The organism is Nocardia asteroides (assembly GCF_021183625.1).
Classification (GTDB): Bacteria; Actinomycetota; Actinomycetes; order Mycobacteriales; family Mycobacteriaceae; genus Nocardia; species Nocardia asteroides_A.
This window is the reverse complement of record NZ_CP089214.1, coordinates 438,880-461,898: the sequence shown is the minus strand read 5'-3', so window position 1 is coordinate 461,898 and position 23,019 is coordinate 438,880. Positions and strand designations below refer to the sequence as shown.

19 protein-coding genes are annotated in these 23,019 nt (G+C 72.3%); 8 read left to right on the top strand and 11 right to left on the bottom strand.

What is annotated here, in order from left to right; all coding sequences use genetic code 11:
- Nucleotides 1-73 precede the first annotated feature (73 nt).
- The 4 genes from LTT61_RS02360 to LTT61_RS02345 all read right to left on the bottom strand — a co-directional run bounded on the left by LTT61_RS02360 (nt 74) and on the right by LTT61_RS02345 (nt 3,979).
- Nucleotides 74-781 carry an NADPH-dependent F420 reductase gene (locus LTT61_RS02360; RefSeq protein WP_233018264.1) on the bottom strand — a complete coding sequence of 236 codons (708 nt, stop codon included), beginning with the start codon at nt 779-781 and terminating at the stop codon, nt 74-76.
- Nucleotides 782-836: 55 nt separating this feature from the next.
- A complete protein-coding gene (locus LTT61_RS02355; RefSeq protein WP_233018263.1) occupies nt 837-1,457 on the bottom strand; it encodes a TetR/AcrR family transcriptional regulator in 621 nt (206 codons plus the stop codon).
- A 529-nt stretch (nt 1,458-1,986) separates the two neighbouring features.
- Entirely contained in the window at nt 1,987-3,009 is a 1,023-nt protein-coding gene (locus tag LTT61_RS02350; RefSeq protein WP_233018262.1) for a polyprenyl synthetase family protein, read from the bottom strand.
- Nucleotide 3,010: 1 nt separating this feature from the next.
- Nucleotides 3,011-3,979 carry a terpene synthase family protein gene (locus tag LTT61_RS02345; protein WP_233018261.1) on the bottom strand — a complete coding sequence of 323 codons (969 nt, stop codon included), beginning with the start codon at nt 3,977-3,979 and terminating at the stop codon, nt 3,011-3,013.
- 206 nt (nt 3,980-4,185) lie between these two features.
- Between LTT61_RS02345 and LTT61_RS02340 the strand changes: the two genes are divergently transcribed.
- Nucleotides 4,186-4,686 carry an SRPBCC family protein gene (locus tag LTT61_RS02340; protein ID WP_233021304.1) on the top strand — a complete coding sequence of 167 codons (501 nt, stop codon included), beginning with the start codon at nt 4,186-4,188 and terminating at the stop codon, nt 4,684-4,686.
- A gap of 1 nt (nt 4,687) precedes the next feature.
- On the opposite strand, the gene LTT61_RS02335 is transcribed toward LTT61_RS02340, so the two are convergent.
- Both LTT61_RS02335 and LTT61_RS02330 read right to left on the bottom strand, forming a co-directional pair.
- The gene (locus tag LTT61_RS02335; RefSeq protein ID WP_233021303.1) at nt 4,688-5,815 is read right to left on the bottom strand and encodes an NDMA-dependent alcohol dehydrogenase; all 1,128 of its coding nucleotides are present in this window, start codon (nt 5,813-5,815) and stop codon (nt 4,688-4,690) included.
- A gap of 64 nt (nt 5,816-5,879) precedes the next feature.
- Entirely contained in the window at nt 5,880-7,424 is a 1,545-nt protein-coding gene (locus tag LTT61_RS02330) for an MFS transporter (protein WP_233018260.1), read from the bottom strand.
- A 140-nt stretch (nt 7,425-7,564) separates the two neighbouring features.
- On the opposite strand from LTT61_RS02330, the gene LTT61_RS02325 reads away from it, so the two are divergent.
- The 4 genes from LTT61_RS02325 (at nt 7,565) to LTT61_RS02310 (ending at nt 14,642) form a co-directional block, all read left to right on the top strand.
- Nucleotides 7,565-8,164, top strand: a complete 600-nt coding sequence (locus LTT61_RS02325) for a TetR/AcrR family transcriptional regulator (protein WP_233018259.1) — start codon at nt 7,565-7,567, stop codon at nt 8,162-8,164.
- Nucleotides 8,165-8,257: 93 nt separating this feature from the next.
- Entirely contained in the window at nt 8,258-9,412 is a 1,155-nt protein-coding gene (locus LTT61_RS02320; protein ID WP_233018258.1) for an ROK family transcriptional regulator, read from the top strand.
- Between the two features lie 14 nt (nt 9,413-9,426).
- Complete coding sequence (locus LTT61_RS02315) at nt 9,427-10,770, top strand: LLM class flavin-dependent oxidoreductase (protein WP_233018257.1); 1,344 nt, start codon at nt 9,427-9,429, stop codon at nt 10,768-10,770.
- A 17-nt stretch (nt 10,771-10,787) separates the two neighbouring features.
- The gene (locus LTT61_RS02310) at nt 10,788-14,642 is read left to right on the top strand and encodes an ABC transporter ATP-binding protein (RefSeq protein ID WP_420094729.1); all 3,855 of its coding nucleotides are present in this window, start codon (nt 10,788-10,790) and stop codon (nt 14,640-14,642) included.
- A 3-nt stretch (nt 14,643-14,645) separates the two neighbouring features.
- On the opposite strand, the gene LTT61_RS02305 is transcribed toward LTT61_RS02310, so the two are convergent.
- Nucleotides 14,646-15,668, bottom strand: a complete 1,023-nt coding sequence (locus tag LTT61_RS02305; protein WP_233018255.1) for a phosphotransferase family protein — start codon at nt 15,666-15,668, stop codon at nt 14,646-14,648.
- A gap of 100 nt (nt 15,669-15,768) precedes the next feature.
- Here LTT61_RS02305 and LTT61_RS02300 point away from each other — a divergent pair, with 100 nt between their 5' ends.
- Entirely contained in the window at nt 15,769-16,533 is a 765-nt protein-coding gene (locus LTT61_RS02300; protein ID WP_233018254.1) for an SDR family NAD(P)-dependent oxidoreductase, read from the top strand.
- Here LTT61_RS02300 and LTT61_RS02295 read toward each other — a convergent pair whose 3' ends face one another.
- The 3 genes from LTT61_RS02295 to LTT61_RS02285 all read right to left on the bottom strand — a co-directional run bounded on the left by LTT61_RS02295 (nt 16,534) and on the right by LTT61_RS02285 (nt 19,014).
- Nucleotides 16,534-17,115: a TetR/AcrR family transcriptional regulator gene (locus tag LTT61_RS02295; RefSeq protein ID WP_233018253.1), complete on the bottom strand. Its 582-nt coding sequence runs from the start codon at nt 17,113-17,115 to the stop codon at nt 16,534-16,536. It lies immediately after the preceding gene.
- Nucleotides 17,116-17,224: 109 nt separating this feature from the next.
- Entirely contained in the window at nt 17,225-18,337 is a 1,113-nt protein-coding gene (locus LTT61_RS02290; protein ID WP_233018252.1) for a methyltransferase, read from the bottom strand.
- A 98-nt stretch (nt 18,338-18,435) separates the two neighbouring features.
- Nucleotides 18,436-19,014, bottom strand: a complete 579-nt coding sequence (locus tag LTT61_RS02285) for a TetR/AcrR family transcriptional regulator (protein ID WP_233018251.1) — start codon at nt 19,012-19,014, stop codon at nt 18,436-18,438.
- An 80-nt stretch (nt 19,015-19,094) separates the two neighbouring features.
- On the opposite strand from LTT61_RS02285, the gene LTT61_RS02280 reads away from it, so the two are divergent.
- Nucleotides 19,095-21,431 carry a glycoside hydrolase family 3 C-terminal domain-containing protein gene (locus tag LTT61_RS02280; RefSeq protein WP_233018250.1) on the top strand — a complete coding sequence of 779 codons (2,337 nt, stop codon included), beginning with the start codon at nt 19,095-19,097 and terminating at the stop codon, nt 21,429-21,431.
- A 96-nt stretch (nt 21,432-21,527) separates the two neighbouring features.
- On the top strand, nt 21,528-22,073 hold the full coding sequence (locus LTT61_RS02275) for a DUF3592 domain-containing protein (RefSeq protein WP_233018249.1): 546 nt from the start codon (nt 21,528-21,530) through the stop codon (nt 22,071-22,073).
- Between the two features lie 34 nt (nt 22,074-22,107).
- On the opposite strand, the gene LTT61_RS02270 is transcribed toward LTT61_RS02275, so the two are convergent.
- Entirely contained in the window at nt 22,108-22,995 is an 888-nt protein-coding gene (locus LTT61_RS02270) for a LysR family transcriptional regulator (protein ID WP_269821840.1), read from the bottom strand.
- Nucleotides 22,996-23,019 lie beyond the last annotated feature (24 nt).

The window sequence follows — 23,019 nt, the reverse complement described above, 5'->3', positions numbered from 1 at the left end:
CGTTTCCGCAACGCGGTCCGAAGATCACCTTGTCCGGCGAGGTGGCCTTTCCACGGCGCGCTGGGCGCCGCCGTCAGAACTGTCGCGCCGCGACATCGGGACGATGCGAGACGGAGAGTAGCTCTCGGAGGCGGTCGGCCGGAACGGGAGCTCCGGGGTCGGCGAGGTAGTCGAGGGCGAACTTGTCCGCGTCGGCGGCGTAGATCGGAGTGTAGGCGCCGGACTCCGGTTCGAACCTCCACGATTCGGCGAGCGTTCCGGCGTCGACGGGGTCGAAACCGAGGGTGTTCACGATCGTGGAGACCCGCGCCTTCGCTACACTGTCGTCTCCGCCGATCGGCAGCGCTGTACGCGGGCAGGAGTGTGCCAGGTTCGGGATGTGGTGGAAGAGGATGTTGTTGAACGCCTTGACGATCACCGCGCCCGGGAGTAGCGACTGCTCGAACTCGGCCGTCGTGCTCTGCAGGGAGTCCAGCTGCTCGATGCGGCCGTCGCGATGGGGGTAGTAGTTGCCGGTGGAGAGGACCGTCTTGCCCGCGAAGGCGTTGCCGGGCAGCTTGGGGTACGCGCCCAGAGGTACGGCCAGGACCGGGATGTCACCGAACTCCGCTGCCGCGCCGACCTCGCCGGCCCGGGCCCGGGGGCCGAGCTCGTCGATCAGGTCCGTGAGCGACTCCGGTCCCCGCGAGTTCGCGATGAGGACGTCGTAGTCGGCTGCGACGGCCAGCCGAGCGAGGGCCGCGCCGATCGATCCGCTACCGATGATTCCGATGCGCTTCATGGTGCTCTCCTTGCTGTTGATGGTGGTCGCGCCTGCACGAGGCCTGACCGTTCGCCTATTCGTTGTCGGTGGTGCTCGTGGGGTGGATCGTGCGGGTGGTCGACTCCCACCCGCTTCTGAGGAGACCGGCCAGGCCCGCGGCGGATGCGTCGTCGGCCATAGCCGCGCCCCGTGCCCAGCTGGTGGCCAGAGCAGCCAGGAACAGATCCCGGGCCCGGATTCCGCTGCGCGCACTGCCTTCGCGTTGCGCGGCGTGCAGGAACTCCTCGGTGGTCGTGATGAATCCCTGGCAGGTCACGGCCAGCGGGGAAGGGTTCGTCGTTGCCGCTCGCAGCGGCTCGGGCAGCCCGTCGAATGCACCGGCCCAGTCGGTGACCGCGGCGAGCCAGCCCTCGAGTGCGTCGGCGGCGGTGGCCGAACGGGTGCGAAGCTCGTCGCGTCGGGACGCGAGCGCCTCGTCGCGCGCGGCGAGTAACGCGGCGAGCAGCGTCTCCCGGTTCGGGAAGTGCCGGTACAGGGTCGCTACGCCGACGCCTGCCTGTTTCGCGATCGCCTCGAGCGAACCGTGGACACCGTGATCGGAGAAGTACTGCTCGGCGATGCCGAGGATGTGATCTCGGTTTCGTCGGGCGTCAGCCCGCGGGGCACGAGCCCTGCTCGTCGTGATCTCGGACATGGTGATCACCTCCTACTGGCTAAACGGTGGGTGTCTCCGTATTGTTCCACTTAAGGGGAGGGTACCTCCTCTTAACTTCTGATAGGGCCTCGCGCCCCTGCGGCACCACGCCGAACCAGCACGCCGCCGCCGAAAGCGACGGTGACACGCCCCGGGCGGCGACGCCACGAGCTATACGAGCTTCGACGCGAAAGTTCGCCATGCCCGATCGGCCGAGCGTGGAAAGCTCCAGTTCCTGTTCCTGCCCGGCCTGCAGCTCGATCCCGCACGGCTCGACCAGCCACTATCACCGCAGGAATGGTTCCAGGCAGACGCCGTCGACGGCTTCTGGGTCTCGCCTGATATCTACGAGGACGGGATCGACGCCTTCATCGATGGCGTCGTGCCGATCCTTCAAGATCGCGGGTTGTTCCACCGCGAATACGGCGGCACCACCCTGCGAGCACATCTCGGCGCCCCAGCCCAATACGGAGTCGATCCGCGCGTCATTACGCGCTGACTGCAACGTGGCGGGGGCATGGACAACTAACTAGGCCGGTGCCGCTCCGGAGATATCCATGATCGCCGCGGCGAGGTGGGACAGCTCGCCGCGCGCGACCGGGTCGAGCGGGAGACCGTCGAGTTCGAGCCAGGCGGCGCCGGTGCGGCGGGCGGCTTCGGCGCGGGTCCACTCCCCGGCGCCGGTGGCCTCGATCAGCGCGACCGCCGCCGCGGTCGCCTCGTCATCGAATTCGGTCTCCGCCGCGTACATCTCGCGCAGCTCGGCCGAGCGGGCGAGGGCGTAGACCACCGGGGCGCTCTTGCGGCGGGCCCGCAGGTCGGAGGCGGGTTTGCCGGTGATCGCGGTGTCGCCCCAGATGTCGAGCAGATCGTCGGCGAGCTGGAAGGCGATGCCGAGGTCGGTGCCGAAGCGGTCGAAGCGCTCCGCCACCTCCGGCCCCGCGGGCGCGAAGAGCGCACCGAAGCGGCAGGCGCAGCCGAACAGCGAACCGGTCTTGCCCGCGAACGTGGCCAGGCAGTCGGCCACGCTCACCTCGGCGCGAGCGCTGGCGCGCAGGTCGCGCTCCTGGCCCTGGCCGAGCAGCCGCAGGGTGACGGCGAGCCGGCTCAGCGCGGCCCGCGCCGCCGGATGATCGCGGTCGGCGAGCACCTCGAAGGCGAGCCCGATCAGCGCGTCGCCCGCCAGCACGGCCTCGCCGACGCCGAAGTGCGCCCACACGGTGGGCTGGTGCCTGCGCAGCAGATCCCGATCCATCACGTCGTCGTGCACCAGGCAGGCGTTGTGCAGGAGCTCGATCGCGGCCGCCGCGGGCAGCACGTCGTCGAGCTCGGCGCCGGTGGCGTCGGCGCAGAGCAGGGTGAAGGCGGGGCGGAGCAACTTGCCCTCCAGCCGTCCGGTCGGCGCGCCGTCCAGCCCGAGCAGCCCGAGCTGGTAGCCGCACATGTGCCGCAGCGGGCCGGTGAGCCGGTCGATCGCCGCGGTGAGCACCGGGAGGAGTTGCTGCCTGGTGCGGGCCAGGACGGGCTGCACCGGATCGGAAAGCACGGTCATCTCAGATTCTTTCACCGGCGACGGCATCGGTCACCGGGAGGCGGTAGCGGCCGGAACTCGCGGACCAGTCCAGGTGCCCGCGCATCCAGGACCGCATCCCGGCCAGGTAGGTGGCGAGTTCGGCCCGGTGCCCGTGGTGCGCGGCGAGCACCTCGGCCTCGGCGCCGTGGAACTCGCGCAGCCGCTCCGCGGCCCGGGCCCGGCCCAGCTCCAGCGCATCCCCGCGGTCGATTCCGCGCCAGTGCTCGAGCAGCACGACCAGGTTGTGGTACTCGCCGAGCGCGACCTCCTTGTCCAGCGAGACCAGATCGTTGGTCCAGCACACCACGTCGCAGGCGGCGTCGAGGGCACGGGTGAACGGCCCGCTCCGGTACACCGCGTCCGGCAGCTCGATGCCCTCGACCACCTCGATCAGGTCCATGCAGGGGTAGATCGCGCCGGTGTGCCTGCGCCGCTCCAGGTACTCCGCCTCGGACGGCACGACCCCGCGCACCCGGTTGTCCACCTCCCACACCACGGCCAGCGCGCACTGGGTGGCGTGCCCGGTGAACCGGTGTCGCCACACCTCGCCGGTGCCGGGGGCGGTGCGCCGCCACAGGTCGTCCAGCGCGTGCACGATGGGCGCCGCCCCGGCCTCGGGGGCGCGCCCGGCCAGCACCGCCATGATCGCGGTGAGCAGCGCGGAGAGCTGCTCCGGCGAGCGGCCGAGTGCGCCGTCGTCGAGCAGGTCGTCGAGCAGGAACAGCCAGGCCAGCCAGTCGGTCACCAGCTCGAGGCCCGGTGCGTCGGCGGCCGGGTAGGTGGCCGCGGCGAAGGCGCCGAAATCGGTCTCGGCGAACCGCAGCCGCACGGCCTCGCGCTGCACCAGGCCGTGGCCGCCCACCCAGGCGTCGACGTGCGCGCCCGCGGCGGCCGCGTGCGGGTTGCGCCGCGGCGGCAGCGCCAGGAAGGCATCGGCCAACGCGCTCATCCGCGCCACACCGCTGACATCGTCACTGCTGACATCGTCCCGCCTTCCGCCGAACCGCACTGCGGCGGAGACTATCTCGAATGGCCGCCGGGCGCCCGGCGAGACCGCGGACCGGCACAAACGGCTCATTCGGAAATGCCGCGGCAACGTTTCACAGAGGCTACTGTGAAAGAACCCCACACACCGGAGGTCCCGTCTTGGCCACCCTGCACCCCTGCGAACGCGTCGACGCCGATTTCGTCGACGCCGCGCCGAACCGGTTCAGCAACAGCGTCGATCTCGCCATCACGCCCGAGCAGCTCTTCGAGGTGTTCGCCGATGCCGAAGCATGGCCGCGCTGGGCCGGCGTGATCACCAAGGTCACCTGGACCAGCGCGCCGCCGATCGGGGTCGGCACCACCAGGACCGTCGAGATGCGCGGCGGCATCGTCGGCGACGAGGAGTTCCTGATCTGGGAGCCGAACCGGCGGATGGCGTTTCGCTTCAACGCCTGCTCGACGAAGGCGGTGGCCGCCTTCGCCGAGGACTACCTGGTGGAGCCGACCGCCGACGGCTGCCGGCTCACCTGGACCCTGGCCAACCAGCTCGCCGGGCCCGCGCGATTCACCGGCGCCATCGGAGCGCCGGCGATGAACGCGACCTTCCGCCGCTTCCTGGCCAACCTGCGCCGCTACACCGACGAGCGCTTCGCCACGGTGGCCGGGTAACTCACCAGTCCGCGTCGGTGTACCGGACCACGCCGCGGATATTGCGGCCCTCGAGCATGTCGGTGTAGCCGTCGTTGACCTGCTCGAGCCGGTACTGCCTGGTGACCATGTCGTCGAGGTTGAGCTTGCCGGCCTGGTACATCGACAGCAGGTGCGGGATGTCGTAGTGCGGGTTGCCGCCGCCGAAGATGGTGCCCTGCAGGTTCTTCTGCAGCAGGGTGAGCATCGCCAGGTTGAGCGTGGTCTGGTTGTCGATCAGGTTGCCCATGGCGGTGAGCACGCAGGTGCCCGCCTTGGCGGTGATCCCCATCCAGAGGTCGACGTCGCCGCCGTGCACCTCGCCGACGGTCACGATCACCTTCTTGGCCATCCCGCCCGCGGTGATCTCGGCGCAGGCCGCGGTCGCCTCCTCGGTGCTGGCGTAGGCGTGGGTGGCGCCGAACTTCAGGGCCTGCTCGCGCTTCCACGGCACCGGGTCGACGGCGAAGATGTGCCGCGCGCCCGCGGCCACCGCGCCCTGCAGCGCGGAGATGCCGAGCCCGCCGATGCCGATGATCGCGACGTCCTCGCCGGGGCGGATGTTCGCGGTGCGCACCGCCGAGCCGTAGCCGGTGGTGACCCCGCAGCCGACCAGGCAGGCCACCTCGAACGGGATCGACGGATCGATCTTCACCACCGAGCTGCGGTGCACCACCATGTACGGGGAGAAGGTGCCGAGCAGCGACATCGGGTAGACGTTCTCGCCGCGGGCGGTGATCCGGAACGAGCCGTCGGTGGCCGAGGCGCCGCCGAGCAGCAGCGCGCCGAGGTCGCAGAGGTTGCGCAGCCCGGATTGACAGGACGGGCACTTGCCGCAGGAGGGGATGAACGACAGCACCACGTGGTCGCCGACCGCGACGTCCTCGACGCCCTCGCCGACCTCGATCACCACCCCGGCGCCCTCGTGCCCGCCGAGGACCGGGAAGCCCGCCATGGGGATGCCGCCGGTCTGCAGGTGGTGGTCGGAGTGGCACATCCCGGCGGCCTCCATCCGGATCGCCACCTCATTCCGGCGCGGCGCGCCGATCTCGATCTCCTCGATCGTCCAGGGCTGGTTGAATTCCCAGATCAGAGCACCCTTGGTCTTCATGGTGAACCTGCCTTCGTCGCTGTCGCGCATCGCGCCGTCGGCGTCACCGTAGACCGTCATACAACTATGTGTCCAGTGTATGATCTCCGGTGCCGGACATCGCTTCGGACAGCTGTCCGGAATCACGTTCGGGTTCGGCGGGCACCGGTGCCGCTCGCTTGGCGCCCGGTGCCCACACGCCGACCACGGCGGCGGTGACGAGCGCGATGACGCCGAGCGCGACCAGGGCCTGGTGGGCGCCGTACGCGAAGGCGTCGACCGCGGCATCGGCCAGCGGCTGCCCCGCAGGCCCCGCCTGCTCGGCCACCGCCAGTGCCGCGGCCAGCGAATCGCCCACCGGCTCCCGCAGCTGCTCCGGCAGCCGCTCGACCACCGGATCGATCCGGGCGCCGTACCCGGCCGCCAGGATGCTGCCCGCCACGGCGATGCCGACGGCGGCGCCGATCTCGCGCGCGGCATCGTTGACCGCCGCCGCGACGCCGTGCTGCTCCACCGGCGTGCCCGCCACGATGGCGGCGGTGGCGGGCGAGGTGGAGAGCCCGACGCCCGCGCTGATCACCAGCAGCGCCAGCACGATGTCGCCGTAGGTGCTGGACGCGTCGGTCTGCGCGAGCAGCAGCAGCCCGACGCCGATGATCGCCAGCCCGGCGCCGAGCAGGATGCGCAGCCCGAACCGCTCGGCCAGCTTCGGCGCGATCACCGCCAGCACCATCATGGGAACCATCATCGGCGCCATGGCGAAGGCGGCCTGCAGCGGCGAGTAGCCGAAGACCAGCTGCAGGAACTGCACGTAGACCATGAAGACGCCGAACGAGACCAGGAACTGCAGCGTCACCGCGATGGTGCCGGTGCCGAAGCCGCGGTCGGCGAAGAGCCGCACGTCGAGCAGCGGCCGGGCCACGCGCAGCTCCACCGCGATGAAGGCCGCCGCCGCGATCGGCGCGAGCGCCGCCGGGATCAGCACCGCCGGGTGGGTCCAGCCGTGCAGCGGCACCTGCACCGCGGCCAGCACCAGCGCCCCGACCGCCGCACCGGAGGTGAGCGCGCCGAGCAGGTCGATCGGGGGCTCGGACTCGTCCCGCGATTCCGGCAGCGAGAACGAGGCGAGCGCGAGCACCACCCCGGCCAGGCTCATGGCGACGAAGATCGAGGTCCAGGACGAGAACCGCAGCAGCAGCCCGGAGGCGAGGATGCCGAGCATCGCGCCGATCCCCGAGACCCCGGCCCACACCCCGACCACCAGCCCGCGCTGCTTCTCGCCGAAACTCGCGGTGAGCAGGGAGAGCGTGGATGGCATGACGAGCGCCGCACCGGCACCGCAGACGCACCGCGCCGCGATGATCCAGGTCGGCCCCTCCGCGAAGAGCGGGATCGCCGAGGCCGCGCCGAAGACGATCAGGCCGAGCACCATCATGGTGCGCCTGCCGTAGCGGTCGCCGAGCGCGCCGCCGAGCAGCACCACGCAGGCCAGGGTCAGCGTGTACCCGTCCACGATCCAGGTGAGCTGGTGCTGATCGGCCCCGGTGCGCACGGCCATGTCCGGCAGCGCCGTGTACAGCGCGGCCATCGAGCCGACCACCAGCACCAGCGCCAGGCACGCCAGGGTCACGATCCACGTTCCGGACTTCCACACCCGCGTCGCCATCATCGCCCTCTCGGAGAAACGAAACTGTCAGTATCGTAGCGGTACTATCGGTATCATAGGGGGTCGACGGCGAACCACACCGGGAGCGAGGAATGCTGTCGAGCATGACGGATACCGCGGAGACCGATCCCCGCAGGCTGCGGTCCCGCGCCCGGTTGCTGGACGCCGCTACGTCGCTGCTGCGCAGCGGCGGGCTGGACGCGGTGACCGTCGATGCGGTGACGAAGGTCTCGAAGGTCGCGCGCACCACCCTCTACCGGCACTTCTCCAGCGCCGCGCAGCTGCGCGCGGCCACCCTGGAGCGGCTGCTGCCGCCGCCGGTGCACGCCCCGGCCGACGGCACGCTGCGCGACCGGCTGGTCGAGCTGCTCACCCGCCAGGCGAAGGTCATCGAGGAGGCGCCGCTGCACCTCGCCACCGTGGCCTGGCTCGCCACCGACCCGGGGGACGGCCCGGCGACGAGCGCGCTGCGCGCCCGGCTCATCGAGCAGTACCGGGTGCCCTTCGACGAGCTGCTCGACGGCAGGGAGGCGCGCGCGGTGCTCGGCGAGCACGACCGGGTGCAGGTGCTGATCCAGCTGGTCGGGCCGCTGGTCTTCACCCGGCTGGTCGGGCTCGGCGATGCCTCACCGGCGGCCTGCGCGCGCCTGGTCGACGACTTCCTCGCCGCCCGCGCGGCATTGAGCAGGGCGCGAGCAAAATAGATCAGGCTGCGCTGAAGCCTTCGATCCGGCCCCCCGCGCTCCTAGCGTTGTCGACGCGAGTGCCGGGAGACGGTGCGGAGGGCGGAGGCGACGGTGACGGACAACAGCGCGGCGGCGGTGTTGCGGGCGGTGCTGGAATTGGGTCCGGTGCCGCGCAGCGTGGTCGCGCGGCACGTCGGCGTCTCCCCGGCCACGGTGACCTGGCAGTCCAGGTCGCTGCTGGAGGCCGGGCTGCTGATCGAGCTGCCGGAGGCGGTGAGCCTCTCCGGGATCGGGCGGCCGTACTCGCCGCTGGCGCTGAACAGCGCGGGGAACGTGGTGATCGCGGTGCACATCGCGGCCGCGCAGACCACCGTCGCGGTGGTCGACATCGCCGGGAAGGTGCTCTCCGGCAGTCAGATTCCGCACCGCTCCTTCGACCCGGACGACATCCTCACCGACGCGGGCGCGGCGATCGCCCGCGTCCGCGACGCCGGGGACGGTCACCGCATCCTCGCCGTCGGGGTCGCCATCGGCGGGCGGGTGGACCGGCGGGCGGGCACCGTGCTCGAGCACTCCTTCCTGCGCTGGCACGACATCCCGGTGCGGGCCAGGCTGACGGCGGCCACCGGGCTCGCGGTCGAGCTGGACAGCCACGCCCGCGCGCTCATGCACGCCGAGCAGCTCTTCGGCAGGCTGCGCGGTACCAGCAGCGCGGTGATGCTGTTCGTCGGCAACGTGATCGACGCGGCCTTCGCGGTGCACGGCCGGGTGCACTACGGGCCGCGGTCGTCGGCCGGTTCGATCTCCCGGCTGGTCGGCGGCGCGGAGTCGCCGCGTGACGACTACTCCGACCACGCCCTGCTGCGCCGGGCCGCCGCGGCCGACATCCCGGTGCGGACCATCCCGGAGCTGATCGCCGTCGCCGGAACCGACCCGGCCGCGCAGGAGCTGTTCGTCGAGCGGGCCGCTGTGCTCGGCCGGATCGTGGCCATGCTGGTCGACATCCTCGACCCCGAGGCGGTGGTGATCATCGACCGCAGCCTGCCCGAGGTGCCCGCGGTCCGGGAGACCTACGTCGAGACGGTGCGCGGGAACTCGGTGACGAGCAGCGATCCCGGCGAGCTGATCGCCGCCTCCACCTTCATGGGGCAGGTGCTGGAGACCGCGGGCGCCGCCGTCGCGCTGGACGGCCTGTTCCGGGCCCCGCTCGACGCCATGGAGCGCTGGGCGGGCGCGACTCCCGGCCCCGCCGACCTCCCCGTGTGAAAGGAAACACGCGCATGACCAAACAGCTGCACCTGAACGCCTTCCTGATGTCGGTCGGCCACCACGAGGCCGCCTGGCGGCTGCCGGAGAGCGACCCGCACGCGCACATCGACATCGACCACTACGTGGCGCTGGCCCGCACCGCCGAGCGCGGCAAACTCGACTCGATCTTCTTCGCCGACAGCCCGGTGCTCATGGGCGATCCGGGCAGGCGCCCGCAGGGCAAGCTGGAGCCGACCGTCGTCCTCACCGCGGTCGCCGTGCAGACCAGCCGGATCGGGCTCATCGCCACCGCCTCCACCAGCTACAACGACCCCTACAACCTGGCTCGCCGGTTCGCCTCGGTGGACTGGGTGAGCAAGGGGAGGGCGGGCTGGAACATCGTCACCACCGCCGGGGCCGACGCCGCGCGCAACTTCGGGCTGGACGACACCCCCGAGCACCGCGTGCGCTACGAGCGCGCCGCCGAGTTCGTCGACGTGGCCACCAAGCTCTGGGACAGCTGGGCCGACGACGCCGTGGTCGGCGACAAGGCGCTCGGCGTCCATGCCGACGCGAAGAAGGTGCGCGCGATCGGGCACCGCGGCGAGTTCTTCTCGGTGGATGGCCCGCTCAACGTGCCGCGCTCGCCGCAGGGCTATCCGCTGCTGGTGCAGGCCGGTTCCTCGGAGAACGGCAAGAACTTCGCCGCCCGCTACGCCGAGGCGGTCTTCACCGCGCAGCAGACCTTCTCCGACGCCCTGGCCTTCTACACCGACCTCAAGGACCGGGCCCGTCGCCTGGGCCGCGACCCGGACACCATCAAGATCCTGCCCGGCATCGTCCCGGTGATCGGCGACACCGAGGCGGAGGCGCGCGCCCTCGACGCCGAGCTGGCCAGGCTCATCTCGCCCGAGTACGCGCGGGCTCAGCTGGCCGAGCGGTTCAAGCTGCCGGTCGAGGCGCTGCAGCTGGATAGCGAGCTGCCCGCCGAGCTGCCCTCGGAGGACGAGATCGAAGGCGCCAAGAGCCGATTCACCCTGATCGTCAACCTCGCCCGGCGCGAGCGGCTGACCGTGCGCGAGCTGATCGCCCGGCTCGGCGGCGGCCGCGGGCACCGCACCATCGCGGGCACCCCGGAGCAGATCGCGGACACCATCGAGGACTGGTTCCGGCGCGGCGCCGCCGACGGCTTCAACATCATGCCCGCGGTGCTGCCCTCCGGGCTGGACCGCTTCGTCGACCGGGTCGTACCGATCCTGCAGGAGCGCGGGCTCTTCCGCACCGAGTACACCGAGACCACGCTGCGCGGCCACTACGGCCTCGACCGCCCGGAGAACCGGTACGACACCGCGGATCCGCTCGCGGTCGCCCGGTGATCGCGCAGAATGGAGAAGTGGTTACCTCAGCGAACGAACCGGGCGGCGACTGGATCCGGTATCTGATCCGTCGATGTCGGGCTCATCCGAGGGCCGTGTACGGCGCGGCCACCGGCGCCGCTGGCGCCGCGCTGCTCACCGCGAGCCTTCCGCTCATCGTGCGGCACGTGGTCGACACCCTCACCAGCACCGTGGCATCGGTACTTCCCTGGGCGTTCCTGCTGCTCGGGCTCGGGCTGCTGCGCTTCGGCGCCTCGTTCCTCCGCCGGGTGACCTCCTCGCAACTCTCCCTCGGCGTGCAGCACGACCTGCGCCGCGACCTCTTCGCGGCGCTGCTGCGGCTGGACGGCCGCGCGCAGGGGGAGCTGCGCACCGGGCAGGTGGTGAGCCGGGCGATCACCGACGTCACCCTGATCCAGATGTTCCTGCAGCTCATCCCGATCGTCACCGGCAATGTGCTGCTGCTGATCGCGGCACTGGTGCTGATGACGGTCATGTCGCCGACGCTCACCCTGGTCGCGGTGCTGGTGATCCCGGCGCTGTGGATCCTGACCAGGCGCAGCCAGCGCGAGCTCTTCCCGGCGAACTGGGACGCCCAGGCCAAGGCCGCCGAGGTCGCCATCCGGGTGGAGGCGGCGGTCGCGGGCGTCCGGGTGGTGAAGGGGTTCGGGCAGGAGCGGCGCGAGCTGGACGAGCTGGCCGGGACCGCCCGCGACCTCTACCGCTCCCGGCTCCGGGTCAACCGGATCACCAGCCGGTTCACCCCGGCGGTGCAGTCGGTGCCCGCCATCGGCCAGGCGCTGATCCTGGTGCTCGGCGGGGTGCTGGCGCTGAACGCCTCGGTGAGCCTCGGCACCTTCCTCGCCTTCATGACCTACCTCGGCTCGTTCGTCGCGCCGATCCGGCAGTTCGCCATGCTGCTCACCGTGAGCCAACAGGGCAGGGCCGCGCTGGACCGGGTGCGCGAGGTGATCGAGACGGAACCCTCCGCGACCGCGTCGGCGGCGCCACCGGAAGCGTCCGCATCCGTCCTCGGCGCCGCGGCACTCCCTGCCGCGGCGGCCGCTATCGCGGCACGCCCGCCCGGGCTCGGGTTTCACGGCGTGACCGTGACCTTCGGCTCGACCACCGTGCTGAACGGGCTCGACCTCACCCTCGAGCCGGGTGAGACGGTCGCGATCACGGGCGGGGCGGGCAGCGGCAAATCCACGCTCGCGCTGCTGATCCCGCGCCTGCTCGACCCCGACGCGGGCAGCATCACCCTCGGCGGCACCGATATCCGCGCACTGCCCGGCGTGCGCGGCGAGGTCGCGGTGGTCTTCGAGGACACCCACCTGGTGGCGGGCACCGTGCGCGCCAACGTCGCCTACGGCATCCCGGACGCCACCGACGACGCCATCCGGCACGCGCTGCACCTGGCCGCCGCCGACGAGTTCGTCGCCGCGCTGCCGCAGGGCCTCGACACCAGGATCGGCGAGCGCGGGCAACGGCTCTCCGGCGGGCAGCGCCAGCGGATCGCGCTGGCCCGCGCCCTGCTCACCGACGCCCCGGTGCTGGTTCTCGACGACGCCACCTCGGCGATCGACGCCAGGGTGGAGGAGCGGATCTTCCAGCGCATCGCCGCCGAGGTGCGCGGCCGCACCACGCTGGTCGTCGCGCACCGTATGTCGACGCTGGCCCTGGCCGACCGGGTCGCCGTGCTGGACGGCGGCCGGGTCGCCGAGCTCGGCACGCTCGAGCAGCTGCGCGCCTCCGGCGAGCTCTTCCGCGCGCTCTTCACCCCGCCGGACGTCAGCGAGATCGAGGCCGAACCGCACGCGGGCGCGGCCCGATCGGCCACCGCGCCGCTCTGGATCGAACCCGCGGGCAGCACCGACGACGACCGCATGCTGGAGCAGGCCGCCGCCGCCTTCTCCCAGCGCGCGGCCGGCTCGCCCGGCGGCATCGGCCGCGGCGGCGCGGGCGGCGGCATGATGACCGCGGCGCCGCCGAGCGGTGACGTCAGGGCGCAGATCGACGCGCTGCCGCCGGTCACCGGCGAACCCGAGGTCGCCGACTCCTTCGCCCGCACCCCCGACCCGGCCTTCGGCACCGCCCGGCTGCTCCGCCCCTTCGCGGCGCCGCTGCTGGCCGGGCTCGGGCTGGTGGCGCTGGACGCGCTGGCCCAGATCCTGATCCCGGTGCTGGTCCGCTACGGCATCGACCACGGCGTGCTGGCCGGTGCCCGCGACGTGGTGCTGCTCGCTGCCGCCGCCGCGCTCGTCGTCTGCCTGGTGGACTGGGCGATCGGCGTCGGGCAGCTGCGGGTGATGGGCCGGGCGGGGGAGCGGCTGCTCTACGGCCTGCGCGTGAAGACCTTCGCGCACCTGCAGCGGCTCGGGCTGCAGTACTACGAGCGCGAGCTCGGCGGCCGGATCATGACCAGGATGACCACCGACGTGGACGGCCTCTCCGCCTTCCTGCAGACCGGGCTGGCCACCGCGCTCACCAGCACGGTCACCGTCGGCGGTGTCGTGATCGCCATGCTGCTGATCGAGCCGCACCTGGCGCTGGTGGTGCTGGCGCTGCTGCCGATCCTGTTCGTCTCCACCGCGGCCTTCCGCAGGCTCTCGGTGCCCGCCTACGTGCTGGCCAGGGAGCGGGTCTCGGCGGTGAACGCCTACCTGCAGGAGAACGTCGACACCATCGCGGTGACCCAGGCCTACCGCAGGGAGCCGTTCAACAGCGCCGAGTTCGAGCGCCGCTCCTGGTCGTACCGGGACGCGCGGCTGCGCAGCCAGCTGCTGATGGCGGTCTTCTTCCCGTTCATCGAGCTGATGTCGGTGATCGCCACCGCGGCGGTGCTCGCGGTCGGCGTGCACGACGTGCGCGACGGCGTGCTCACCGCGGGCACCCTGATCGCCTTCCTGCTCTACATCGACCTGCTCTTCGCGCCGATCCAGCAGCTGTCCCAGGTCTTCGACAGCTACCAGCAGGCCGTGGTCGGCGTCGACCGGCTCGGCGAGCTGCTGCGCACCCCGGTCGCCACCCCGGAGGCCGAGGACGCGATGCCGGTCGAGCGGCTGCGGGGCCGGATCGAGCTGCGCGACGTCGCGTTCGCCTACCACCCGGAGACTCCGGAGGTGCTCACGGGCGTCTCGCTGAGCATCGCCGCCGGGCAGAAGGTCGCGCTGGTCGGCGAGACCGGTGCGGGGAAGTCCACGCTGGTCAAGCTGCTGGCCCGGTTCTACGACCCGACCGAGGGGGCGGTGCTGATCGACGGCGTCGACCTGCGCCGCTACCGGCTCGCCGACTTCCGGGCCCGGCTCGGCATCGTCCCGCAGGAGCCGTTCCTCTTCGGCGACACCGTGCGCGCGGCGATCGCCTACGGGCGCCCCGGCGCCGAACCGGCCGAGATCGAGTGGGCCGCGCGCGCGGTCGGCGCGCACGAGATGATCGCCGGGCTGGAGCACGGCTACCACCACCCGATCGGCCCCAACGGCCGCGCGCTCTCCGCCGGGCAGCGCCAGCTGCTCGCGCTGGCGCGGGCGCAGCTCGTCGAGCCGGACATCCTCATCCTGGACGAGGCCACCGCCTCGCTCGACCTCGCCACCGAGGCCAGGGTGCGCGCCGCCGTCGACGTGCTCACCGCGGGCCGCACCACCCTCGTCGTCGCGCACCGGCTGGCCACCGCCGCCGACGCCGACCTCATCGTCGTGGTGCGCGGCGGGCGGATCGAGCAGACCGGGACGCACGCCGAGCTGCTCGCCGTCGAGGGGACCTACCGGGAGCTGTGGGCGGCCTACGTCGGCGACAGCGCCGCAGTGCTTCCGGTCGGCGACAGCGCCGCAGTGCTTCCGGTCGGCGACAGCGCCGCAGTGCCGAATCCTTGAGCGTCAGAAGGGCGGCTCGGCGGCGGCCTGCGCGGCGGCGTCGAGCAGGGCCAGCACCTCGGCCGCGCGCGGCGCGGCGCCTGCGGCCAGGTTCGCCGGCTCGGCCTCGACCCGGCGGATGATCCCGGCGTAGATGGCGGCGATCTTCCAAATGCCGAGCACGTACCAGAAGCGCAGGGCGGTGCGGTCGCGGCCGGTGGCGTCGAGGTAGAGCCGGGCGAGGCCCGCGCGGTCCGGCATACCGGGCAGCGCGGGCAGACCGAGGCCGAAGGTGGGCAGCTCCGGGTCGGGCCAGAAGGCGAGGGCGTAGCCGATGTCGGCGAGCGGGTCGCCGAGCGTGGCGAGCTCCCAGTCCAGCGCGGCGACCACGGTGCCGTCGTCCGGCCCGGTGATCACGTTGCGCAGGTGGAAGTCGCCGTGCACCAGCCGCAGCTCGCGCTGCTCCGGGATGCTCGCGGCCAGCCGCTCGGTGATCGCGTCGAAGGGCGCGCTGTCGCCGCTCCAGCTCTCCCGCCACTGCCTGGTCCAGCGTTTCAGCTGGCGCTGGGCGTAGGGGCCGTGCCCGGCGAGGCCGGTGAGCCCGGTCTCGTCCAGGTCGACGGCGTGTACCCGGGCGAGCACCGCCATCATGGAGGCGGCGAGGGCGGATCTGCGCTCGGGTCCCATCGTCTCCAGCACGGCGGGTTCGTCGATCACCACACCGGGCACGAACTCCATGAGCACCGCGGTGCTGTCGGTGACCGCGCCCGGGTCGGCGACGCCGAGGATGCGCGGCACCGGCACATCGGTGGGCTCCAGCGCGCGCAGGATGCCCGCCTCCCGCCCGACGTCGTGCGCCGACTGCAGCAGCGTGCCGAGCGGCGGCCTGCGCAGGATCCAGCGCCGCTCCGCCTCGTCCCGGACCAGGAAAGTCAGGTTGGACTGCCCGAATCCGATGCGCCGCAGCGTGATCGCGCCGGTGCGCGCGATGCCGAGCCGATCCAGCCAGGCGGTGACGGCGGCGAGGTCGATGGCGGAACTGTTCAACGGCCGATCCTCCGTGCTCGGGGCGAAGGGCAAGCGTACGACAGCGGCTAATGGTTGTTAGCCTGATCGGGACCGATTCACGATTTGCCAGGAGGTCGGAGTGGCCGGCGTACTCGATTTGTTCAGCCTGCGCGGCAAGGTGGCCGTGGTGACCGGCGCCTCGTCCGGGCTCGGCGTCGCCTTCGCGCGCGCGCTCGCCGAGGCCGGCGCCGACGTGGTGCTCGCCGCCCGCCGGGTGGACCGGCTGAAGGAGACCGCGCTGCTGGTCGAGCAGGCCGGGCAGCGCGCGCTCCCGGTGCAGCTCGACGTGGCGAACCCGGCCGAGGCGAAGACGGTCGTCGAGGCCGCGGTGCGCGAGTTCGGCCGGGTCGACATCCTGGTCAACAACGCGGGCATCGGCACCGCCGTCCCCGCGCTGCGCGAGACCCCCGAGCAGTTCACCCAGGTGATCGACGTGAACCTGAACGGCTGCTACTGGATGGCCCAGGCCTGCGCCGCGGTGATGGAGCCGGGCAGCAGCATCGTCAATATCTCCAGCGTGCTCGGCATCACCACGGCCGGGCTGCCGCAGGCCGCCTACGCCGCCAGCAAGGCCGGGCTGATCGGGCTCACCCGCGACCTGGCCCAGCAGTGGAGCGGGCGCCGCGGCATCCGGGTGAACGCCATCGCCCCCGGCTTCTTCACCTCGGAGATGACCGACCAGTACAGCGACGGCTACCTGGAGAGCCAGCTCGGGCGGGTGCTGGTGAACCGGCTCGGCGACCCGGCCGAGCTCGCCGCCGCCGTCGTCTTCCTCGCCGGGGCCGCGGGCGGCTACGTCACCGGGCAGACGCTCGCCGTCGACGGCGGCTTCACCGTCACCTGATCACTCCGCGCCGACCAGCCGCAGCGCGAAGTCGGCGTACTGCCAGACGATCTCGTTCTCGCTGAACTCGCCGTCGTCCCGGAACCAGGTGGCGACGCCCATGCCGAGATCGAGCACCGCGTAGGAGGCGACGCGGGTGGAGGTCACCCGGAACACCCCGGCCGCCACCCCGTCCGCGATCAGCGCGCGGAACCGCTGCTCGTACTCCGCGCGCCTGGCCAGCACCGCCGAGCGGTGCGGCTCGGTGAGGCTGCGGATCTCCCGGTTCCCGACGAACGCCTCCGCGCGGTGCCTGGCGTGGTAGCGCACGTGCGCCTCCACCGCCCGGCGCAGCCGCTCGGTCGGATCGCCGGTCCCGGAGACCGCGCGCCGGTGGGCGTCCTGCAGGGCGTCCATGATGCCGTCCATGATCTCGGCGAGCAGCTCCTGCTTGGAGGCCACGTGCTTGTACAGGCTCGGCCCGCGGATGCCGACCAGCGCGCCGATCTCGCTCATGGTGGTGGCCGGGTAGCCCTGGCGCATGAACAGCTCCAGCGCGGCCCGGCGAATGGCGGCCGGGCGCGCCGACGCGGTGCTCGTCATCCCGGCTCCCTCGTTCGCGGCTAATTCATCGTAGCCAGCGGGGGCGGCACCCGGTCGACCGGGAAGTCCGCGCGGATGACGACCGGGCGCCCGCTACCGGGCCACCGCATCAGGCGGGGGCGAGCCGCCACAGCGAGGTGACTTCCGCGGCCCTGGCCGCGTGCAGCGGGTCGGTGGCATCGCGCACCCGCGGATGCTCCGGCTTGGTGTCGGCTCTGCCGAGCACGCGCAGCCCCGCCTCCTCGATCGCGGCCAGCAGTTCACCCCGGGTCCGGAGCCCGAGGTGCTCGGCCAGGTCGGACAGGATGAGCCAGCCCTCGCCGCCCGGTTCGAGATGGGCGGTGAGCCCGGCCAGGAAGGCGCGGAGCATGCCGCTGCCCTGGTCGTAGACGCCGTGCTCGACGGCGGACGAGGGCCGGGCCGGAATCCAGGGCGGATTGCACACGACGAGGTCCGCGCGGCCATCGGGAAAGAGGCCGGGCCCGACGACCTCGACCTGTTCGGCGAGGCCGAGGCGGCCGACATTGTCGCGGGCGCAGACCAGGGCGCGCGGGCTGATGTCGGTCGCCACGATGCGCTCGACGCCCCGCCGGGCCAGGACGGCGGCGAGCACTCCCGTTCCGGTGCCGAGATCGAATGCGGTCCGGCTGCCCGCGGGGAGCGGCGTCTGCGCGACCAGGTCGATGTACTCGCCCCTGACCGGGGAGAATACGCCGTAGTGGGGGTGAATGGCTGCGCCGAGCGCCGGTATCGGCACTCCGTTCACCCGCCATTGGTGCGCGCCGATCACGCCGAGCAGCTCCGTGAGCGAGACGGCCATCGGCGTGCCCGCGGGGCCGTACGCGTCGAGGCAGGCCGCGCGGACCTCCGGCGCCCGGCGCAGATCCAGCCGATAGCCGTCGTCCAGCAGGACGAGGAGCTTGCCGAGCACCAGGGCCCGATGGCCGCGGGCGCGGCGGTGCAGGTGGAACGATTCCGCCGGAGTCTTCCCGGACGGGGGCGGTTTCCTGGCGACGCGCCTGCGCATGGCCTGCAGCAGCGCCCGCGCGTTCTGGAAGTCGCCGCGCCACAGCAGGGCGGTACCTTCGCAGGCGAGACGGTGCGCGCTGTCGGCGTTCATCCGGTCGCCCGCGCTGATCACCGCGCGCGGCGAGGCTCCGCTCTCGGAATGCCAGCGGGCGGTGTGCGTGGTGTTCGTCTCGGTCCAGCTGATCGTGGACACGGGGTACTCCTGGTGGTCGTCGGGGCACGACGAGCGCGTCGACCGCCGGAGGTGATGCACGAGGCTCGCACAGTTCACCCGGCACGAGCAAGCCCGGCTCAGCGGGCGAGCAGGGCCCAGAGGTGGGTGAGGTGCTCGGCCATGTCGACCTCGGGGTCGTAGAGCCACTGCACCTGCAGCCCGTCCAGCAGCGCCACCGCCAGCACCGCGAAGCGCTCGGGGTCGATATCGGCGCGGAGCTGCCCCTCGCGCTGAAGCTCGCCGACCCTGTCGCCGATCAGCTGCCGGATCTCGCGGTAGCGGTCGCGGAAGTGCGGGTGCGCGGGGTGCTCGGGGCGAACCGCCTCGGCGGAGAAGCGGGTGTACAGCTCGACCAAGCCGGGTACCTCGGCATTGTGCCGGATCAGGCGGACCAGGCCCGCGGGCAGCTCCGGCGGGGTGTCCGGGGCGAGGAAGGCCGCGCGGTCGGCGGCGTCCCTGCGGGCCAGGATCGCGGTGAACAGCTCCTCCTTGCTGCCGAAATAGTGCAGCAGCCCGGTCTGGCTCAGCCCGACCGCGTCGGCGAGCTCCTTGACCGTCGTCCGGCCGTAGCCGACCCGGGCGACCAGCTCGAGCGCGGTTTCCAGGATCTCCTCGCGCTTGGCGATTCCCTTCGAATACGAGCCGCGCCGAGTCACGCCGTGACTGTACTAGGAGAGCCTTGCCCACCAAAACCGAATGACATACTGTTTTGTAATCCCGATCCCGAGGAGTCTCGATGACGAGCGATATCAGCGACCTTTCCCTGGCCGAACGCGCGGCGCTCGGCAGCGGCGCGGACTTCTGGAGTACGAAGGCGATCGGGCCGGTCGGCTCGCTGGTGCTGACCGACGGCCCGCACGGGGTGCGTAGGCAGACCGGCGCCACCGATCACCTCGGGCTGGCGGGGAGCGAGCCCGCGACGTGCTTCCCGCCCGCGGTGGCGCTGGCGCAGAGCTGGGATCCGGCGCTGGTGCGCCGCGTCGGGGTGGCGCTGGGGCGGGAGGCGCGGGCGCTCGGGGTGGATGTGCTGCTCGGGCCCGGGGTGAATATCAAGCGGGATCCGCGGGGCGGGCGGAACTTCGAGTACTACTCGGAGGATCCGCAGCTGACCGGGCGGCTCGGCGCGGCCTGGGTGGATGGCGTGCAGAGCGCGGGGGTCGGGGCCTCGCTCAAGCACTTCGCGGCGAACAATGCCGAGCACGATCGGATGCGGGCCAGCTCCGATATCGACCCGAGGCCGCTGCGCGAGATCTACCTGCGCGCCTTCTCCCACATCGTGCGCACGGCTCGGCCGTGGACGGTCATGTGCTCCTATAACCGGATCAACGGCGTGCCCGCCTCGCACAATCGCTGGCTGCTCACCGACCTGCTGCGCGGGGAGTGGGGGTTCGACGGGCTCGTGGTGAGCGACTGGGGTGCGGTCTCGGATCGGCCCGCGTCGGTCGCGGCGGGGTTGGATCTGACCATGCCGGGCGGGGCCGGTGCGGGGGACGAGTCGGTGGTCGCCGCGGTCGAGGACGGGAGTCTGTCCGAAGAGGCTGTCGATGCCGCCGCGACTAATGTCGCGCGGCTGGTCGAGCGGGTGCGCGCCGCGCATGCCCGCGGCACCGAGGAAGCAGATGCTGGTATGCGGGACTCCGCGCAGGCCCGCAGGGACGGGGAAGCAGGTGCCGGCACCCGGGACGGGGCCGCGAGCGGCGGTGACGACGCAGCGGACGCGGGCGCCCGCACCGCGCAGGCAGCCGGAGCCGGGGTCGCGCTCTTCGCCGACGAGCACCACCGCCTCGCGCGGGAGGCCGCCGCCCGCAGCATCGTCCTGCTGCAGAACGACCGCGACCTGCTCCCGCTCACCCCCGGCCGCTCGATCGCGGTGCTCGGCACCTTCGCCACCGAACCCCGCTACCAGGGCGGCGGCAGCTCGCACGTCAACCCGACCCGGCTCGACACCCCGCTGGACGAGATCCGCACCCTGGCAGGCGACGGCACCGTCACCCACCACGACGGCCTCGACCACGACGCGGCGGCAGCAGCGGCGGCCGAAGCCGATGTGGCCGTCCTGTTCCTCGGCCTCGCCGCCGACCAGGAATCCGAGGGCTTCGACCGCGAGCACATCGAACTCCCCGCCGACCAGCTGGAACTCCTCGCCGCCGTCGCCCGCGCCCAGCCGGACACCGTCGTCGTGCTCGCCCACGGCGGCGTACTCCGCCTCGAGCCGGTCGCCTGCCTCGCCCCCGCCGTCCTGGACGGCGCCCTGCTCGGCCAGGCGGGCGGCGGCGCACTCGCCGACGTGCTCTTCGGAGTCGTGAACCCCTCCGGCCGCCTCGCCGAAACGGTGCCGATCCGCCTCCAGGACACCCCCGCCTACCTGAACTTCCCCGGCGAGAACTCGCACATCCGCTACGGCGAGGGACTTTTCGTCGGCTACCGCTGGTACGACGCCCGCGACATGGACGTCTGCTACCCCTTCGGCCACGGCCTGTCCTACACCACCTTCGACCACACCGACCTCACCGCCCAGCCCACGAGCGACGGCCTGACCGCCCGGCTGACCGTCACCAACACCGGCGACCGGACGGGCCGCGAGGTGGTGCAGCTCTACGCCGGAGTACCGGAATCGCAGGTGCAGCGCCCGGTGCGCGCCCTCATCGGCTCCGCGGTCACCGGCGAGCTGGAACCCGGTGCGACCGAACAGGTCACCGTCGAGGTGGCGCGCGAGGATCTCGCCTACTGGGAGACCCGCACCGAATCCTGGGTGGTGGAACCCGGCCGCTACCGCCTCTGGGCCGGCGCCTCCAGCCGCGACCTGCGCGCGGAGACCGAACTCGACCTGCCCGGCGACCGGGTACGCATCCCGATCACCACGAACTCCACGCTCGGCGAAGCACTCGCCGACCCCGAGACGGCGGCCGCCCTGGCGGAGGTCTTCGGCGGCATGGCCGAGTCCATGGGTGACGGCAGCGCCATGGGCATGGACATGATGCGCATGATCGCCTCCATCCCCCTGAACCGCCTCGCCGGCTTCGGCATGGACCCGGAGCGGTTGCGCGCGGCGCTGGAGAACGCCGGGGACTGAGCCAGCGGAGCCCGGCGTGCTCGGCTACCTCCGCTGTTCAGGTGATCGCCGCCCGCGGGGCCCGGCGCCGTCACTTCCGCTCCATATCCTGTTGTCGTGCTCGGTTTCTGGGACTACGTGGGCGCGGCGGCAACGGTCCTGTTCGGTGTGGCGCAGCTGTTCATCGGGTTCGGAATTCTCCGGCAGACCGTCGAGCGCGCGGTGCTGTGGCTGCGCGGGCACCGGGCGCGTGCCGTGATCACCTCGGTCGGCGAGGAACGTGACTCCGACAGTCACCGCGTCTACCGGCCCAGCGTGGAATTCACCACGCCGACCGGCGAACCGTGCCGCGTCGACCTGGCCGACACCACGACCACCCGCCCCCGCATCGGTGCGCGGATCACCGTGGTCTACCGGCCGGACGACCCCGGGCACGTGGATGCCGTCGGCATCGGAAAGGGCATCGGAAGTCTCGTCGCCTTCCCGATTCTGGTGGTCGTCGGAGCAGCGGCCACCGTCCTGCCCATCGCGTATCTGCTCGGCCTCGACAGCGTGCTCTCCTGGAGTGAGCAGGCCGCCCACGAGGCGATCGACCGGCTCGGGGAAGCCATCGGCGGCCCGCTGGGACGGGTCCGAGATGTCCTGCTGGAGCTGTTCGGCTGAGAGCCGATGCCGGACTCGCACGGCCTGCCGCGGCTCACTCCGGCAGCCAGTGCAACTCGTGCGCGAGGGTGTCGGCGACGGCACGGATGCGGCGGTGTAGCGGCGACTGCTCGCGCGGGAGGACCAGGTGGATCGTCAGGCCGGGCGCGCCCCGCAGCGGTCGCCAGGTGAGACCGGCCGTCTGTGTCGCCACCGCGGCCTCACCGGCCGGGGCCAGGGTGCGCCCGTCGCGCAGGTCGCGCTGGAACATGTCGAAAGACACCGCGGGCGTGTGCAGCCGGGGGCTCGGCCGGATGTCGCGGAACAGCGCGGAGAGCTGATCGTGGATCGCGGGGTTGGCCGCCCGGTCGGGCAGACGCAGCGGATACGCGGCCGCCTCGGCGATCTCGATCTCCTCGTGTCCGGCCAGCGGGTGGTGCTGCGCCAGCTGGACCCCGAGCCGCTGACGCCGCAGCAGGAACCGGTGCACGCCACGCCCGGGCTGTGCACCGCGGGTGATCCCCGCGTCGACCCGGCCGTCGGCCACCGCGGGCGAGATCTCCGGTGTCGCCATCGGGACGGCGCGGACCTCGAGTCCCCGGCTGCCGCGCACGAGGCTGTCCACCAGGGCCGGTGTCGTCCCGGCCCCCGTGCTGAGGCTGTATCCGATGCGCAGCGTGCCCAGTTCACCGGAGCCCGCACGCCGGGCGGCGTCCCACGTCCGGTCCAGCGCCGCCAGCGCCTGCGGCGCCGACTCGGCCAGGGCGAGACCGGCCGCGGTCAATTCGACGCTCCGCGTGGTGCGAACCAGCAGGGCCGTGCCGAGGTCGGTCTCCAACCGGCGCATCCGGGCACTGAGCGCGGGCTGCGCGATGCCGATCCGCGCCGCCGCGCGGGTGAAGTTCAACTCCCGCGCCAGCACCAGGAAGTACCGAAGGCTCACCGTATCCGGCGCCACACGCCCTCC